This window comes from Candidatus Zixiibacteriota bacterium (genome assembly GCA_029860345.1).
Taxonomy (GTDB): domain Bacteria; phylum Zixibacteria; class MSB-5A5; order GN15; family FEB-12; genus JAJRTA01.
Map to the genome: position 1 here is coordinate 457853 of JAOUBJ010000001.1, position 17469 is coordinate 475321.

The 17469-nt window shown below is 54.5% G+C and carries 11 protein-coding genes; 10 read left to right on the top strand and 1 reads right to left on the bottom strand.

Annotation, left to right across the window (positions count from 1 at the left end):
• Positions 1-35 precede the first annotated feature (35 nt).
• The 3 genes from mfd (at position 36) to OEV49_01575 (ending at position 6048) form a co-directional block, all read left to right on the top strand.
• Complete coding sequence (mfd, locus tag OEV49_01565; protein MDH3889744.1) at positions 36-3539, top strand: transcription-repair coupling factor; 3504 nt, start codon at positions 36-38, stop codon at positions 3537-3539.
• 373 nt (positions 3540-3912) lie between these two features.
• Positions 3913-5094 carry a hypothetical protein gene (locus OEV49_01570; protein MDH3889745.1) on the top strand — a complete coding sequence of 394 codons (1182 nt, stop codon included), beginning with the start codon at positions 3913-3915 and terminating at the stop codon, positions 5092-5094.
• A 174-nt stretch (positions 5095-5268) separates the two neighbouring features.
• Positions 5269-6048, top strand: a complete 780-nt coding sequence (locus OEV49_01575; protein ID MDH3889746.1) for a hypothetical protein — start codon at positions 5269-5271, stop codon at positions 6046-6048.
• A gap of 299 nt (positions 6049-6347) precedes the next feature.
• On the opposite strand, the gene OEV49_01580 is transcribed toward OEV49_01575, so the two are convergent.
• On the bottom strand, positions 6348-8693 hold the full coding sequence (locus tag OEV49_01580; protein ID MDH3889747.1) for a DUF5686 and carboxypeptidase regulatory-like domain-containing protein: 2346 nt from the start codon (positions 8691-8693) through the stop codon (positions 6348-6350).
• Between the two features lie 343 nt (positions 8694-9036).
• Here OEV49_01580 and OEV49_01585 point away from each other — a divergent pair, with 343 nt between their 5' ends.
• The 7 genes from OEV49_01585 to OEV49_01615 all read left to right on the top strand — a co-directional run bounded on the left by OEV49_01585 (position 9037) and on the right by OEV49_01615 (position 17466).
• On the top strand, positions 9037-9885 hold the full coding sequence (locus OEV49_01585; protein ID MDH3889748.1) for a heme o synthase: 849 nt from the start codon (positions 9037-9039) through the stop codon (positions 9883-9885).
• A gap of 205 nt (positions 9886-10090) precedes the next feature.
• Positions 10091-10738: a cytochrome c family protein gene (locus OEV49_01590; GenBank protein ID MDH3889749.1), complete on the top strand. Its 648-nt coding sequence runs from the start codon at positions 10091-10093 to the stop codon at positions 10736-10738.
• A complete protein-coding gene (locus OEV49_01595; protein ID MDH3889750.1) occupies positions 10735-13701 on the top strand; it encodes a Fe-S-cluster-containing hydrogenase in 2967 nt (988 codons plus the stop codon). The genes OEV49_01590 and OEV49_01595 overlap by 4 nt, the downstream gene beginning before the upstream one ends.
• 3 nt (positions 13702-13704) lie before the next feature.
• Positions 13705-15111 (top strand): polysulfide reductase NrfD, encoded by a 1407-nt coding sequence (nrfD, locus tag OEV49_01600; protein ID MDH3889751.1) that lies wholly within the window; start codon positions 13705-13707, stop codon positions 15109-15111.
• On the top strand, positions 15108-15650 hold the full coding sequence (locus OEV49_01605) for a DUF3341 domain-containing protein (GenBank protein MDH3889752.1): 543 nt from the start codon (positions 15108-15110) through the stop codon (positions 15648-15650). The genes nrfD and OEV49_01605 overlap by 4 nt, the downstream gene beginning before the upstream one ends.
• Positions 15647-16285, top strand: a complete 639-nt coding sequence (locus OEV49_01610; protein MDH3889753.1) for a cytochrome c — start codon at positions 15647-15649, stop codon at positions 16283-16285. The genes OEV49_01605 and OEV49_01610 overlap by 4 nt, the downstream gene beginning before the upstream one ends.
• Positions 16282-17466, top strand: coding sequence for a hypothetical protein (locus OEV49_01615; protein MDH3889754.1), 1185 nt, complete (start codon positions 16282-16284; stop codon positions 17464-17466). The genes OEV49_01610 and OEV49_01615 overlap by 4 nt, the downstream gene beginning before the upstream one ends.
• The last annotated feature ends 3 nt before the right edge of the window (positions 17467-17469 follow it).

Sequence of the window (17469 nt, forward strand, 5' to 3'; positions counted from 1 at the left end):
CAAAACTACTGGCGCTCGGTGAACTTTTGCGTATATTGGGCGATAGAATAAGTGAAAGAGATACCCCGGTCAAAATCGATCCGGGGCTTTTGTGCTGTCTGAAAGGAGCCATCCGCCTGGAAACAACCACCGACACGATCAAGTCAAGCCGGAACCTGCCCGCGGTGCTGGCCCGACTGAAGGATCATGCGCCGTACCGGCAATTGCTGGGCTCCCTGGAAGATTCATCATCGCGGATGATCGCCGGCCTGTCCGGGTCGGCGGCCTCATGTCTGATCCATGCGATGTCCGGGGACTTGAACCGCCCGATTCTGGTCATCGCCCCGGATGCGGAAAAGGCCAACGACCTCTACGACGATCTGCATTTTCTTATGGGACCGCACCGAGCCGGCCACTTTCCGGCCCGGCAGATCTTGCCATACGATTTCCGCGCACCAGTCGGGGAGGTGATGGGTCGACGTATCTCCACGCTGGCCGGGATGGTCGACGGTCATCTTAAAGTGGTGGTGTGCTCGCTACGCGCTTTGATGGAACCTACCATTGAGCGCGACTACCTTAGAGATAGTATGATCGCCTTGACCAAAGGTGAAGAGATCGACCTTGACGATCTGGTGACGCGGTTGGTGCGGCTGGGTTACAGACGGGTGTCGGTAGTCGAAGAGGTGGGTGATTTTGCCGTGCGCGGCGGCCTGATCGATTTCTTTACGCCCGACTCGGACGCACCGGTGCGGGTGGAACTGTTCGGCGACGAGGTCGACACCATCCGCGAATTCGATGTCGCCACACAGCGCACTCTGGCTCGTATAGATCGCGTACATTTGTTACCGAAGCGCGAGATACCTATAACGCAGGAAACACTGGAGGGTTATCTGGAGCGCCTGCCCGCCGATGACGCCGATGTTATCCGTGCACGATACTTGAACGACCCCGAACTGCCCGGCCTGGAGTGGATGTCGATCTTGTTCGGTCTCAAGCAAGGGAGGTTACTGGACTACTTTGCTGCCGATGGCGTCGTCTACATGCAGGGCGAGGGGACCCTCAGGGTGGAAGCGGATTCTATAATGGCCGAGGCGGCCACACTTCAGCAGCGACTGCAGGGGCGGATATCCAGACTGCCCGACCCGGAGGAGTACTACCAGCCGATCGACGCTCTCTTTGCACACCTCAATGAACATGCACGAGTCGACCAGGTACCTTTCCGCGGCGGACGCGGCGGCACTATCGATTTTGGATGTCAGAACCACCCATCGGTTGGATCGAGATTCGATCTTCTCGAAAAGATAATCTCTGAATACAATGCGCTGGGGTTGCGGTTTCTAATCGGGACCGACACCGATGGCCAGGCGGCCCGGCTGGAAGAACTGTTCACGGAGCGCACTTCGCTCACCGTACCGCCGCCGTTGGAAGTGGCTAACCTCAAAGGTGGTTTTGTATGCAAGGACGGTGGCTTTGCCATACTGACCGACCATGAGATATTCGGACGCTATCACCGTCGCGTCCGTCGCAAGAAATTCAAAGAAGGTGTGGCCATTTCGGACTACTCCAACTTGACCGTTGGGGACTTCGTTGTGCACACCGATCACGGGGTGGCCAGGTACCTCGGGTTGGAGACACTCCAGGTGGACGGTAAGAATCGAGACTGCCTGACCCTTCAGTATGCCGAAAAAGATCGGTTGTATGTGCCCATCGAGGAGTTTAACCGCGTCTCCAAATACTCGGGGAAAGATAGCGCTCCGCAATTGATGCGACTCGGCGGGCAGGCCTGGGAGAAGCTCAAGACAAAGACCAAGAAAGCCATCGCCGACATGGCCGCCGACCTGATAAAGCTATACGCCGAGCGCAAAGCCAAAAAGGGATTCTCCTGCGGCGAGGACACAGTCTGGTTGAAGCAGCTTGAGTCATCGTTCGTTTTCGAGGAGACGCCGGATCAACTGAGAGCGATCAACGATACCAAGCGGGATATGGCCGATGACCGGCCGATGGATCGATTGATCTGCGGCGATGTCGGTTTCGGTAAAACCGAAGTGGCCGTGCGAGCCGCCTTCAAAGCCATCGAAGCCGGCAAGCAGGTAGCGGTGCTGGTGCCGACAACGATTCTTGCCCAACAGCACCACGAGACTTTTTCCGAACGGCTCAAAGAGTTTCCGCTCAGAGTTGAGATGCTGTCACGTTTTCGCAACCGGGCGCAGCAGTTGGAGGTTATCGACGGTCTGGCCGACGGCACCGTTGATTTGGTGATCGGCACGCATCGGTTGCTATCCAAAGATGTGTTTATTAAGGACCTCGGTCTTCTGGTAATCGACGAGGAACATCGGTTCGGCGTGCGGCACAAAGAGAAACTGCGTCAGCTTCGCAGTATCGTTGACACGATCTCCATGACGGCCACGCCTATTCCACGGACGATGCAAATGTCGATGATGGGTGCGCGCGACATGAGTCTGATCACAACCTCGCCCAAAGATCGGTTGCCGATTATTACTGAGATCGAGGAGTTCGATCCGGCCATTATCGCGACAACGATTCTGCGCGAGATTGATCGCGGCGGACAGGTCTTCTTCTTGCACAACCGGGTGCAGACAATCGATGCCATGTACAACTATCTCAAAAAGATCGTACCGCAGGCGGAGATTGCAATCGCGCACGGACAGATGCATGAGAAATCGCTTGAAGGAATCATGCTGGCTTTCATGCGCGGACGCTACGACGTTTTGTTGTGTACTTCGATCATTGAATCCGGCCTGGACATTCCGTCGGCCAATACGATTATTATCAACCGGGCCGACCGCTTCGGTTTGGCGCAACTCTACCAGATTCGCGGACGGGTGGGACGGTCGGCACGACGGGCTTATGCCTATCTGTTGACCCCGCCGATCCGTCGCCTGAAAGCGGACGCCGTCAAGCGGCTCCGGGCGCTGGAAGCACATTCCGATCTGGGCAGTGGGTTTGCCCTGGCCATGCGCGACCTTGAGATTCGTGGCGCCGGGACAATCCTGGGCGCCAAACAATCAGGGTTCATCGAAGAGATCGGGTTTGACATGTACAACCGGCTTTTGGAAGAAGCGATTGCCGAACAACGAGGACTCAGTGTGCAGCCGCTGCCACAGACCAAGCTGGAGCTGGATTGCGAGCTGCATATCAACGAACAGTACATTAGTGATCGTCATCAGAAGGTCGACGTGTATCGACGATTGGCCGATGCGTGCAAACTGGAAGAGGTCGAAAAGATTCGCGACGAAATCACCGACAGGTTTGGCAAGGTTCCGCAGTCGACGGTCAATTTGATTGAAGCAACGGCGGTCAAGATCGTCGCTGCCGCTCTGGAGATCGACAAGGTCAGATTGAAATCCGGTCAGGCACGTCTGGCGTTCAAAGAAAGCCGTGCCTTAACGCGACCCGAAGTGGAGGCTTTTCATAAAGCGACCGATTGCCCGTTGTCGTTCGACCTGGCCGGACGCGCCACGGTACGGATTGATCTCGGAACGATCAGCGAAGCTACCCGTCTCAACTACCTGCGCGGCGTGCTGAGTAAGATTGGGTAAGCGATAAATCGCTTTCTCGCGCTACGCGCACATTGCCCAAAGCACTCTGCCTAATGGCACCACAGGCCACGAAGAGCATGAACAGAGCCGATTTATCGGTGTCATGCCGGACTTGATCCGGCATCCATCTTCGTAGGTAAGGTTTGTCTTCAAACCTGCCAACAAAGGCGGGTCCACGCCTCGGCGCGCAGGCGAAGACGGACCCGGCCTACAATATAGACGGTTGCACGGTCTCATTTTGCATCGAGTTGGTAACGTTCTTGTGGGGAGGGCTGCTTGACCTGGGGTACCAATTGTCTTGACTCGCACGCAGCGCATCGTTATCAATTGTGGAGATGGAATTCCGTAGGCTCTTATCGCATGGCGAGGGGTTGTGACTTTTGTTCAACTACAACTGCTGATTGCATCGACCAGCGATCAAACCGCCGAGCCCGCTGTGTTCTGGAGTTGGGCGGGGATCGTTGCCATCTGCGCCATACTGATTGCTGCTTTTAGTGCCGTCGATTGGCTGTTGCGCCGACGGCACAAGGATCACATTCTGCTCGTGATGAGTGATTTACAAGACAAACTCGAACACTTGCCGGTGAAGGATTGGCAGGTCACAATAGCTAACGCGGGAATCGTCGTTTGGGGTTCACTTGGGAATCCGATAGGTTGGGTTGCTGACAAGCTCGAGCCCTTCTATCATTCTCATTCTCATGCGCTCAGAGTTTTCGCAAGGGCTGGTGTAGGTGCAATGGCTATGATGGGAGCTTTGATCATATTTCCATTTTCGGAGCGATGGACTGTGTTTGAAGATATGCCTTGGTACGGCAGAACTCTTTCTCAAGGGCTGGCTGCAATAATGGTTGGCATCGCTTCTGGGGCTGCCCGAATATACGAGGCTCCGGCCCGATTCAAACCTCATGTACTTCGCTGGATGTATGTAAAATCCCTGCCCGTGTTTGGCATCAGCATTGTGTTAACAACACTCGCCGCTCTAATCGGCACGGAGCTTCTTTATTGCGACAGTCACAGCGTATGGTTTACTTGCACAGAGTCCGGAATTGAGATTCCGACGGACCTGCGAGGGCTGACCGTTTTGAACTTTCTATTCGACCTCGCGACTTTTGTGATAACCCTCAGACTTCTTCGTCTAGTGAGCCAGACCAGTAAGTGGTTTATCTGTGCGGCCATCGTTGACATTGCTGCCAGCGCTGTCCTGCTAATCCTTCTACATTCTATCCTGCTGATGCCCACGGGCGGAAGCGTGTCGACCGCTTGGGACTGGTTCATTCAGGTGATCACATTTAGTGCGTCTTCCACTGACCCCAACTGGCCGCTGACGCCTATTTTGTTCACGACGTTCATCCCTGTCGCGCTCTACATGTCTGCATTTCTGTTCTTGGGAATACTCGTCAAGCCATTTGCTAGAGCATCCGCATACCTCTGTGGTCTAATGTGGGAGAAGGAGCAGACGCCGTTTCTCGTTTTCGCGTTGGCGCTATCCGGCATGTTGACCTTGACGAAGGCCATCTCTGAGTGGAGGTGGGTTGTTGACAAACTCGGCGGATGAGATTGCCGCGTCGTCTCCGCCAAAGGCGGAGCCTCCTCGCAATGACGAAAAACAAAATTCTTGCAACACTCACGGAAGAAAAGCCCCTCTGCCCTGTATTGACAAGCATGGACAATTATGTATATTCAAGACAGCTTGTGAACACGGAGTACGGAGGAAGAATCGTTGCATCGAATGAATCGTCATCTAATAGTCCTCGTTGGTGTCGGGTTGATCGCGTTGCTGATGCTCGGCTGTTCTAGGTTCAAAGGATCGGACAGTCCGCTCGAAGTTCAAGTGTCGGGTCGCGTGCTGGCCTATATCTGCGGCCCGTTGGGCGAACCTGAAGTCGGCCACTACCCCGACACGTTGCCGTATTCGGTTCAGACAGGACTCCCGGCAGAGATTGAGTTCACCAGTGAGTCAGGCGTCACAACCAGCCTTGAGACCAACAAACTATCGACGTTCGAGCTAACTCTCCCCCTTGGCCTGTATTCGATCAGAATCGAAACCGACCACACCCGTCCGGATGTTTTTGACAAGGTGGCGCTAACCGCAGACACTGCGATGAATCTGGTTATACGTTACGACTACGCCGTGACCAATTTGATTTACCTGGCTTTCTGCTACGAGTCAAGCGGAAGTATGCCGCTTACGCCCGAAGCCGAACGAGCGATACTTGATGAATTGAATGATGATGTCGGTGGCTTGTTGCTGCTCGATGATGCCACCAGATTCCCCTCATCATGCGTACTATACCGCATCCCGACGGTCCCCGACCACCGTTTGTGGGAGGTGGCCCAGGCGGTTGGTTTTCGGGTGAGGACGACCAATGTGCACGAAGCGTTACGCATGTCGGTTCCCAATTACGGAATCTGTCCTGAGGATTTCGTGGTAATCGGGGACACCATCTTTGTTATACCCTTTGACTCAATGATAGTGATGGACCCGCCGGACAGCATTGTTGTCTACTGAGCCGGCCACCCTGTCAGTCGCGGCGCATGAGGACATACACCGCGCACGAAAGAGAGAAGATGGATTCCGGGTCAAAGCCCGGAATGACAGATGTGGGAGCAGCCTTCGACTCCGCTCAGGGTGACACGGTCAAGCCGCCCATAAATGGGTTTGTGGTGGCTGAGTCTTCAGACTCGGCGGCGATAACCCGCGCGATCTGAAGATCACGCGGGCACAACGACAGACGCAGATTCACCCCTCGACTCCGCTCGGGGTGACATAGCAAGCGATGGGTGACGGGCAAGCCGCCCATCTATGGGCTAGTCAAAACTTCCGCCCACGCTCAATGTGAACTTGTTGGTGTTGTAGTTGGACAACTGCCAACTGAAGAAAAGTTTGAGGCCAATCGGTGGAATCTGCCCTAACCCGAATCCGATCTCTTCATACGAAGTCGGTGCGATGACTATCAGGTCATCGCCCGGCATGTGCGCGTCTTTATCCAGATCGGTCCAGAACACTCCGCCGTACACGCTAAGAGAAAACGGCAGACTTTTCACAATGGGAAGACCGCTCCGACGGAACAGCCATTTCCCGAAATCATGATTGAGGTAAACATAAGCAGCCGGACTGCCTCTAAAATTCTTCTCGCCGAGCGTCTTGAAATTCATGTTGCCCGACAGGAATTCATCGCCGAAATCGACTGAAAAATACCGTTGAGGCGGCAGGTGTCTCTCAGAACCCCCGACCATAGCGTGAATAGTGGTCAATCCCGAACCAAAAGTCCGCTGCTGACGCCGAAGTTGTAGTGAGTAGCGCACAAAATCGAAATCGTTGTCGATGAAATCGGGCGAGGCGTACTCGACATTGAATTCCAGTCGGGTCATCGGTACGCCGGGGAATATGACCACTTCATTTTTGAGTTTCACCACCGGGCGGGAATCGTAGACCAACCGTGCGAATCCGGAACGAAGGGTGCCTTCAAGTATCTCAGGATTGGGTCTGTGGGCTGTGTCGGAACGGAAGAAACTGTAGCTGGTGTTGTTGACTTCGTTGTAGTGACGGTGATCGTTGTAGCCTACTCTGAGCCCGATCCGGTTGACCAGTTTCACTCTTGTGTAGGCATGTACGCCACGGCTGCGGTAGTAGTCAAGTGGATCGATCTTGTTGAACAGAGCCATCAATGTGGGGTTATAGCTGGTCGTGATCATACTCGACACCGGTAGGATATCATCGGTGTAGGTAAGGCCGATGTCGAGTAGCCGCTTTTGCCACAACCGGAAGCGTAACGAGTAACGATGCTGCCATCGCTGTCGGTCAAAGGCATAGCCGGTTTTGTACCATAGCCTGGTTCTCGGAATTAATCCGCGCTGAGTTCCGGAATACCCAAGGTAGGCGCCTTCGACGCGATTGAAATGAAAGAAGTCTTCATCGAACAAAGCGCGCGCAACGGTCCTGACCGCACCTCGCAGCAACTTTTTCCCCAACGGTTTGGGAGCGTTCTCAACAGAGTCGATCCGTTCATAGCCTCGTTGTTCCATAGTTGTCAACGGGATCAACTGGCCGGAGTGCCATGTGGCTGAATCAATGTCGTCGGCTTCGGCGTCGACTTCGAGAGCGTAGTCAAAAACATCCTTTTCATGCTCGATTTCGAACGAGTAGTTGTGCAGCGCGGCCACATAGTCGGCCGAGTAGATCGGCATTCCCGGAATCGGCAGGTCAATATTGGCTGAAAACCCGATTTCGACCGGCATCCAATACTCGTTGTCAAACTGAGTACACCGCTGGCGGTACTTCAGGCTGTCGATAAACGGTGTCTCGAAGCCCTCCGAGAAACTGCCGTCGACCCCGACTACTTCGAACGATGAATCGGCGATGTCTATGGTCCCGACGAACAACGGGTCGGCGTTGTTTTTCGGTTCCAGTTCGAGACGGAAGATCAATTGATCGTCAATGAACACCGTGTCGATCAGGTAGTAATTGTAGTAGTCGAGTGCATCGGTGGCCGTCGGCGACACCACGGCATAACGGTCAATCTCGATCCGGTTAGCATTGAAATTGAGGATTTCACCGATTGTGACCAGCGTCCCCTCCGCCTGCACATTCGAGCTTACTTTTCGCGCGGTGATAATTTCTTTGTATTTATCCGGCTGTTCCCAAAAGCCTTTCATCTGCATCTCGGTGATGAGAACCACGCTCTCAGTGTCCGATTTGGATTCATCCAGGATCACCAGGCGCGTGTATGCATCGAAATCATAGCTGCCGAGCCGCGACAGGATTTCTTCTTTTCGTCGGATGGCCTCCATTATGATGCGCTGAGCAGGATCATAAGCGCGACTGTAAACAGTGGTGCCGGGAACTTCGATCAGTGCCGAAGGCAGCTCGGCATTCAACATCTGGTCGATCTCGGTGACCTCAATCTCGCTGATTACCGAGTAATGGGCGACATGGCTGAACTTAAGTTGGTAGCTGCCCGGATCGAGACGAATCCGATACGATCCCTGGTCGTTGGCCAGCATCGAGCGTGAAGTTCCCACCACCCGCACGGTGGCGCCCGACAGCGGCTCGCCGGTTTCCTGGCCGGTCACTTTGCCGGTGACAACACCCGCCCGGATTTGCGACACCAATAGGATCACCCCCAGAAGAACAGTTAAAACTGACAATCGCATAGATTTCCTCTCATATCTGTGGTCTCGATTCACCGGGGGCCGCGTTGAATCTACAGCGAACCCGTGACGTAATCAAGGGCAAAATCGGTCGTGAGCGGTCAGACAAGTTGGAGTGGTGTGATGATCTTCCTTGCTCATCGGTTGGCAGTCTCTTAGATTCAATCATTGTGCTCAAGAACTCGACAGTCGGTCATAATAAACAGCCAAACAAACCGGCAACACTTGTTGGAACCTGACAGTGTGGCGTTTGTTGCATACTGGTAACGAAAGACAGGAGAATGCGAAGTGACTAATAAACCGAAACACCGAATCAGGCTTGATGCCATAGCGGACCGGACTTGAGATGCGCGCCTATCTGGAACTCACCAAACCGACTATAATGTTGCTGGTCACTTTCACCGGTGCGGCTGCGCTGATCGTCGAGGGAAGTTTGCTTTCGTCTCCTATCCGCTTGTTTTTGGTGCTGATCGGGCTTTTTCTGACCGGCGGCGCGGCCAACGGTCTTAACCAATATTTCGAACGAGAGATCGATGCCAAGATGTCTCGCACCGCAGGACGACGCCCTCTGCCGACCGGTCGGGTCAAACCGTCCCATGCGCTGGCTTTTTCGATATTGATCGGCGTGGCCGGTGTTGTCTTGTTCGCCACCTGGTTCAACCTGCTCACGGCGGCGCTGGCTTTGGGCAATATTCTCTTCTACGGTCTGTTTTACACATTATATCTAAAACCGTCGACCCCACAGAACATCGTAATCGGCGGGATTGCCGGCGCTATGGCGCCAGTCGGGGCCTGGACAGCGGCCACCGGCCGGATGGAGGCACTACCGTGGCTGATGTTCCTGCTCATATTTCTGTGGACTCCGCCGCACTTCTGGACACTGGCCATGAGGCTCAAAGATGATTACAAAAAAGCCGAGTTGCCCATGTATCCATTGGTCAAAGGTGATCAGGCGGCGCTGGACAGCATTTTTCGGTATACATTGGTTTTGTTCGGGCTCAGCTTGAGCCTGGTGTTCTTTGGCATGCAGTGGCTGTATATGACCGTGGCGCTGCTTTTGGGCAGCGTGTACCTGGTTAAGACCTGGATCGCCAAGCGGGGCGCCGGACCGAACCGTCTGGCGGGGCTCTTCAGGTTTTCTCTGATTTACCTGTTTGGCCTGTTTACGGCCATTATAGTGGATCGCTTTGTCTGAGGAGCGGCGTGGTACGATGATTTGTCCGGACATTGGCGCAGGTGGGAACCGTCCGAATGATGTACTGTTATGGTACACAATGAGCGGCGCCGACATTTGCCGCAGAAGAAAAACGATGCAGGATTAGAGAAAGTGACCACCCACCGAGCGGACACGGTGGGGCAATGACAACGACTGAGAAACGAAGACATAACGAGACGCAGGTTTGGCACAATTCTTTCCCAAATGGACCAATCGGCTGCCGCTATACGTCGGCCTCGGCGTAGTTCTGACAGCGGTCGGCGTGGTTGCCTCGGTCTGGTATTTTGGATCGCCCTGGTACACCGATGTAGGCTATCAACCGGTACAGCCGGTTGCCTACAGCCACAAACTGCATGCCGGTGATCTGGGCTTGGACTGTCGTTACTGCCACACCAACGTCGAACGGTCGGCGGTAGCATCGTTGCCGCCGACTCAGACTTGCATGAACTGCCACAAGTTTATCCTGCCGGAGAGCGAAAAGCTGGCCCCGGTGCGAGCCAGTTGGGAATCTGGCCAGCCGATAGAATGGGTGCGCGTTCACAATCTGCCCGACTATGCCTACTTTGACCACAGCGCACATGTCACGGCCGGAGTTGGGTGTGTCTCCTGCCACGGCAACGTGGCCCGGATGGAGGTAGTGCGGCAGGTTGAGCCGTTGAGCATGTCCTGGTGCCTGGACTGTCATCGCAATCCGGAGCCGCACCTGAGGCCGGTTGAAGAGGTGACCAACATGACCTGGTCGCCGCGCCAGGATCATGACCAGTTCGCCAAAGACCATATCGAAAAGATGAAGCTCTCCCCCTCGACCGATTGTTCCAGGTGCCACCGATGAGTGACAAGATAAAGATCGAACAGCAACAATACTGGCGCAGTCTCGAAGCAAGAGCCGCCGGCGGCGAAGTCTTCGACCCGGTACCTGACAGCGCCGGGCATAGCAGCGACAACTCCTGGTCGCGACGCAGTTTTCTGACCCTTATGGGCGCTTCAATGGCCATGGCCGGGTTGGCCTCATGCCGCCGTCCCAAAGAGAGAATCATCCCCTACGTGCAGGCGCCGGAGGAAATCGTTCCCGGCAATCCCAAACAGTATGCCACCACCATGCCGTTCGGCAATCGGTCCTACGGCGCCCTGGTGACAACCCACGAGGGCCGACCGACCAAGATCGAGGGGAACCCGCTGCATCCGTCGTCGTTGGGTGCGGCCAGTGCTTACATGCAAGCGTCGATCCTTGATCTGTACGATCCGGATCGGGCCGGTGGCGTGGTGCACGACGGTGTCGACGCATCATGGGATTATTTCGTGGCACATTGGAAGACGCTCGAAGAGAAGTTTCTTGCCAACGAAGGTGAGGGGCTGGCCGTTCTGGCCGAACCGTTCGCCTCGCCGACACTGTTCAGGCTCAAACGTGAGTTTGAGAAACGCTTCCCCAGAGCGACCTGGGCGACATGGGAGCCGGTGAGTGATGAGAATGTGGTTAAAGGTCGAAAACTGGCCAGCTATACACCGTCCGAAGATCACCGACAGGTTTACCGACTTGATCTTGCGAAGGTGATCGTAGCCGTCGACTCAGACTTCCTGCTTGGCGAACCGGAGAGTATCACGATGGCTCGCGGGTTCGCCAGTGGCCGCAAAGTGGCGACTGAGAACGATGAGATGAACCGGCTATATGTGGTTGAAAGCGCTCACACCGTTACCGGTGCTTCTGCCGACCACAGACTCCGGCTCAAACCGTCGGAGATCGGGCCATTCCTGAAAGCCCTGGCGGTCGAGTTGAAAAAACAGGGGCTCAATCTCGGCGACATTCCGGAAAGTCACGGTTTCGGTGAACATTCTCAGAGCATCGCAGTCATGGCACGAGACCTAATGGCTGCACAAGGAAGCGCTGTCATTCTTGCCGGACTCCATTTATCGCCGGAGGTACACGGTCTGGTTGCGCTCCTGAACGATGTTATGGCTGGAGAACCAATTGTCCGTTGGGTTCGTGGGGGTTCATCGTCGGTAGCCGACACAAGCGCTTTAGGTTCTTTTGCCGCCGACGTTTCTGAAGGTCACATCGACACAATGGTTATCTTGAGTGGTAACCCTGTCTTCGATATGCCGGCCGATGTGGATTTTAAGAGACTACTGAAGAACACCAGAAACACCATGCATGTCTCGCTTCACCGAAATGAGACGGCGCAAGAGTGCAACTGGTATCTTCCTAAGGCTCATTACCTCGAATCCTGGTCTGACGCGCGCGCTGCTGATAGTACCTACAGTGTAATTCAGCCCACGATTGAACCGCTGCACGGCGCGAAAAGCGAAGTGGAACTGCTGTCGCTCATGGTGTCGGGAACTGATAAATCCAGTCATGAAATCGTTCGTGATACGTTTAAGTGGATGATGTCCTCCGGTGACTTCGAGAAATCCTGGCAACGTGTGCTCCACGATGGTATTGTCCGCCTGGAACCGGAAGGACCCGGGCCACGACCGAATCCGAACGCTGCGAAGTCGATCCTCGAAAACCGCGTGTTCGCGCGACAAGTGACTGAGGCCTCTAACCTTGAAGTCATCTTCACGCCCAGCTACTCTACTTATGATGGGCGATTCGCTAACAACGGTTGGTTGCAGGAGTTGCCCGACCCGGTCACCAAACTGGCCTGGGACAATGCAGCGCTGATCAGTCCGACAACAGCCAACGAGTTTGATCTTGTCAACGGTGATATCGTAACGCTGGCCCTAAAGGGACGCAGTATTGAGATACCTATCTGGATCGTGCCGGGGCAAGCTGACCAAACGGTGATACTGCCGCTGGGCTACGGACGGACCCAGGCCGGTCGTGTCGGCAGCAATGTCGGCGTGAACACATACGAGCTTCGCACCACCGACGCCATGCATTTCGCCACCGGTCTCTCAATGACCAAAACGGGACGTCGCCGCGATGACATGGCCAACACGCAGGATCATTCCAGTATGGAGGGCCGTCCCATCGTGCGCGAAGCAACTCTTGACGAATACAAAAAACATCCGGAATTCGCGCGTGAGATGGTTGAACATCCGCCTTTGACATCGCTGTGGGAAGAGCATGATTACAGCGAGGGATACCAGTGGGGCATGGCCATTGATCTCAACGCCTGTATCGGCTGCAACGCCTGTGTGGTGGCCTGCCAAAGTGAGAACAATATTCCGGTGGTCGGGCGCGAACAAGTGCAAAAAGGTCGTGAGATGCACTGGCTGCGAGTCGATCGCTATTTCAACGGCGAGCCTGAGAATGCGCTCATGGTTCATCAGCCGGTGGCTTGTCAGCATTGTGAGAACGCCCCCTGTGAGCAGGTTTGTCCGGTGGCCGCGACCGTGCACGACAAAGAGGGCCTGAATACGATGGTGTACAACCGTTGTATCGGGACGCGCTATTGTGCCAACAATTGCCCCTACAAAGTGCGCCGGTTTAATTTTTTCAATTTCACCAAAGACATTCCGGAAACGACTCAGATGGCGCAGAACCCGGATGTCACCGTGCGCTCTCGCGGCGTTATGGAAAAGTGTACATATTGTACTCAACGAATCAATCGCGCCCGTCGCGACACCAAACTTGCCGGGGCCAAGTTGAATGATGGTGACGTAGTCACAGCTTGTCAACAAACCTGCCCGACCGGCGCTATCGTGTTTGGTGATATTAACGATCCGAACAGCGAAGTCTCCAAAGTGAAAAAACGCAACCGTGGCTATGAGTTGCTGTCCGAGTTGAATGTCAAGCCGCGCACGTCGTTCCTGGCCAAGATACGCAACCCCAACCCGGAGCTTGAGGAAAGTTAAGGCGTGAGTTCTGATACCCACAAATCGGACACGGCTGTCCTGGAGCCACCACTGATCGGTGGCGATCCGACATTTGAATCGATCACCCAGGATGTCTCCCGGATCGTCGAGCGAAAGCCGCCCAAGTACTGGTATCCGGCTTTTACAGTTTCGTTGGCCGGTGCGTTGATGTTGTTCGGCTTGATCGGCTATCTTGTCTGGGAGGGGACCGGTATCTGGGGTCTGAACAATCCGGTTGGATGGGGTTGGGCCATTGTCAATTTTGTCTTTTGGGTCGGTATCGGTCATGCCGGAACATTGATTTCCGCAATTCTATTTTTGCTTCGTCAACGCTGGCGGACATCGATCAATCGGTTCGCCGAGGCCATGACGATTTTCGCGGTGATATGCGCCTTGATGTTTCCGACTATACATGTCGGTCGCATGTGGGTCATTCACTGGACCCTGCCGCTGCCGAACCAGATGAGCATGTGGCCGAATTTCCGCTCACCTCTGTTGTGGGATACCTTTGCAGTTGGGACGTACTTTATATGCTCGTTCTTGTTTTGGTATGTCGGCCTGATACCGGACCTGGCAACGCTGCGCGAACGCGCCGTGGGACGTATCAGGAAATTCTTCTACGGCATCTTCTCGCTCGGCTGGCGCGGCGGCAACCGTCAATGGCGCCATTATGAAGTCGCCTACCTGGTGCTGGCCGGTATCTCAACACCGCTGGTGCTCTCAGTACACAGTATCGTCAGCACCGACTTCGCCACCAGTTTACTTCCCGGCTGGCACACCACGATTTTCCCGCCGTATTTTGTCGCCGGTGCTATCTTTTCAGGTTTCGCCATGGTGATGACTTTGTCGGTGATCGCACGGCAACTGTACGGCCTGACCCACATCATCACTCTCAAGCATCTCGAACGCATGTGCATTATCATGTTGGTAACAGGAAGCATGGTCGGCTACGCCTACGCCACTGAGTTTTTCATCGCCTGGTATTCCGGCAACGAGTACGAATCCTTTGCCTTCATAAATCGTGCTTTCGGCCCCTATGCCTGGGCCTACTGGATAATGATCTCGTGCAACGTGATAGTGCCGCAATTGTTTTGGTTCAAGAAACTTCGCACCACCATCTGGGTCATGTTTATAGCGTCGATTCTGATTAACGTCGGCATGTGGTTCGAACGGTTCGTGATCGTCATGACCCTGCACCGCGATTATCTACCATCGGCCTGGGACTACTACTCGCCCACGATTTACGACATTGGAATCTTCGTGGGATCGTTTGGGCTGTTCTTCACTCTCTTCTTATTGTTCCTGAGATACATGCCGATGGTGGCCATGTCCGAAGTGAAAGGTGTCCTGCCACAGGCGGAAGTACATCACAAGGAAGCTTCCACCGTTGCCGCCGGAGAGGTGCCATGAGCAGGGCCACCGCGAAACTGGTCGGACTGCTGGCGCAATTTGACACGCCCCAGGCATTGCTCGATGCAGCCCAGGTCGTGCACAAAGCCGGCATCAAAAAGTTTGACAGTCATTCGCCGTTCGCGATTCACGGTATGGACGATGCTATGGGGCTGAAACGTTCGCCCCTTGGTTACATTGTCGGTGTGATGGGGACCATCGGTCTTCTGGGCGCGCTTGGTTTGCAGTACTGGACCAGTTCACAGGCGTATCCGTTGGTAATTTCGGGCAAGCCGCTCTTCTCATACCAGGCATTCGTGCCGGTGACGTTTGCAATCACGGTGTTACTGTCGGCCTTTGGAGCTTTCTTCGGTCTGCTCGGTCTTAACCGCCTGCCGCGACTGAACCATCCGCTGTTCAACTCCGATAAGTTCAGCCGCGTGGTCGATGGTGGCTTCTTTATCAGCATAGAGGCCGACGATCCTGAGTTTGAAGATGCGAAGGTGAGACAATTACTGACCTCGTTGGGGGCGAATTCGATAGAGGAGGTGCGCGAGTGACGCGATGCGCCCTAAAAACGATTGTTTCGGTGTCGCTTCTGGCGCTCGTATGTTTGGCTGGCATCTCCTGTGTTCGTGAGCGGGTATCAGAACGCGAACCTATCCATCTCAATCCCAACATGGACGATCAACCCAAGTACAAAGCGCAATCTTCAAGTGAGTTTTTCGACGATGGTTCAGCCATGCGCCGGCCGGTCGAGGGAACGGTGGCCCGCGGTGACTTGCGCGACGACGTAGCTTACTTCACCGGTAAAGACGGCTTTGGAACGTTTATTGCCCACATGCCGACCGCGATAACCAAGGCATCCTTGAAACGCGGCCGAGAACGATTTGATATCTACTGCGCGCCCTGCCACGGACGGGTCGGCGACGGACGCGGGATCATGATCCAGTACCAGTATGCACCACCGCCGTCGTTCCATAACGAACGTGTTCGCAGAATGTCGGATGGAGAAGTTTTCGACATAGTTACCAACGGTGTCCGCAACATGCCGTCATATAAGCATCAGCTACCGGTCGATGACCGCTGGGCCATCATCGGATACCTGAGAGCCCTCCAACGCAGTCAGAATGCTACTCTCGACGACCTGCCTGAGCAGATTCAAGATAGCCTGAAGCAGGTGGAACAACCATGAACCTGACGAGCGAGAATTTCTATCTGCATAATCCCGGTGCGACCGGTACGGCTTTTCTGGTTGTGGGTATCGCGGGCCTGGCCATGAGTGCGATTGGTTTCGCCACCGATGCAGCCCAGTTTTTCCACTCGTATCTGACCGCCTTCGTCTTCTGGCTGTCGATCAGCCTGGGTGGACTGTTCTTTACTATGCTGCATCACCTCGTCGGCGCCAATTGGAGCACGGTACTCAGACGATTGTCGGAGTCTATCATGATGGTCCTACCGTTGATGGCCGTTTTATTCTTGCCGGTCCTGCTGGGGATTTCAGAATTGTACCATTGGAGCCACGATGACATTGTGGCGGCCGATCAACTCCTGCAAAAGAAAGCTGCATATCTCAATATTCCGTTCTTCGTGACCCGTGCCGTGATCTTCTTTGCCATCTGGTCGACCACTGCCTGGCTATTGTATCGGCTATCCATTCGACAGGATTCCGAACATCAGGCAAAGATGCCGTTGGCTTCGAGGCGGATCAGCGCGGCCGGGATGCTGTTGTTTGCCATAACCACCACGCTGGCGGCGTTTGACTGGTTGATGTCTCTCGACGCCCACTGGTATTCGACGATTTTCGGCGTTTACGTTTTCTCGGGTAGTTTTCTGGCTGTGCTGTCGTTTGTCATACTTTCTGCTTTGTATATGCGCAGACGCGGGGTGTTAAAAAACGTGATCAGCATTGAGCACTTTCACGACGTCGGCAAGCTGACTTTTGCCTTTGTAATTTTCTGGGCTTACATGGCTTTCTCGCAGTATTTTCTCATCTGGTACGGCAACATTCCGGAGGAAACCGTTTGGTTTTTGCACCGCTGGGAAAACCCGTGGCGTTACATCAGTCTGATAATTATCTTCGGCCATTTCGTGCTGCCGTTTGTTGTTCTTTTGACGCGCAGGGCCAAACGGAGCCCGCTGGTATTGACCATCATGGCACTTTGGATACTCACCATGCGCTGGGTGGATCTGCACTGGCTGGTACTGCCGAATCTGCACCGCCACGGACCGCATTTTTCCTGGATGGATATTTCTACTATGATTGGCGTTGGTGGTTTGTTTCTTTGGTACTTCTTCAGGCTCTGGTCCAGGAAAGCGCTGGTGCCGGTGAATGATCCCGGACTGGAGAAATCGATTGGTTTTGTGAACCATTAGAGT

Bases quoted from the DNA above. Each gene is read 5' to 3' on its own strand.
- OEV49_01575 (MDH3889746.1), top strand. From the start codon at position 5,269: ATGAATCGTCATCTAATAGTCCTCGTTGGTGTCGGGTTGATCGCGTTG.
- OEV49_01580 (MDH3889747.1), bottom strand. From the start codon at position 8,693: ATGCGATTGTCAGTTTTAACTGTTCTTCTGGGGGTGATCCTATTGGTG.
- OEV49_01585 (MDH3889748.1), top strand. From the start codon at position 9,037: ATGCGCGCCTATCTGGAACTCACCAAACCGACTATAATGTTGCTGGTC.
- OEV49_01595 (MDH3889750.1), top strand. From the start codon at position 10,735: ATGAGTGACAAGATAAAGATCGAACAGCAACAATACTGGCGCAGTCTC.
- OEV49_01605 (MDH3889752.1), top strand. From the start codon at position 15,108: ATGAGCAGGGCCACCGCGAAACTGGTCGGACTGCTGGCGCAATTTGAC.
- OEV49_01615 (MDH3889754.1), top strand. From the start codon at position 16,282: ATGAACCTGACGAGCGAGAATTTCTATCTGCATAATCCCGGTGCGACC.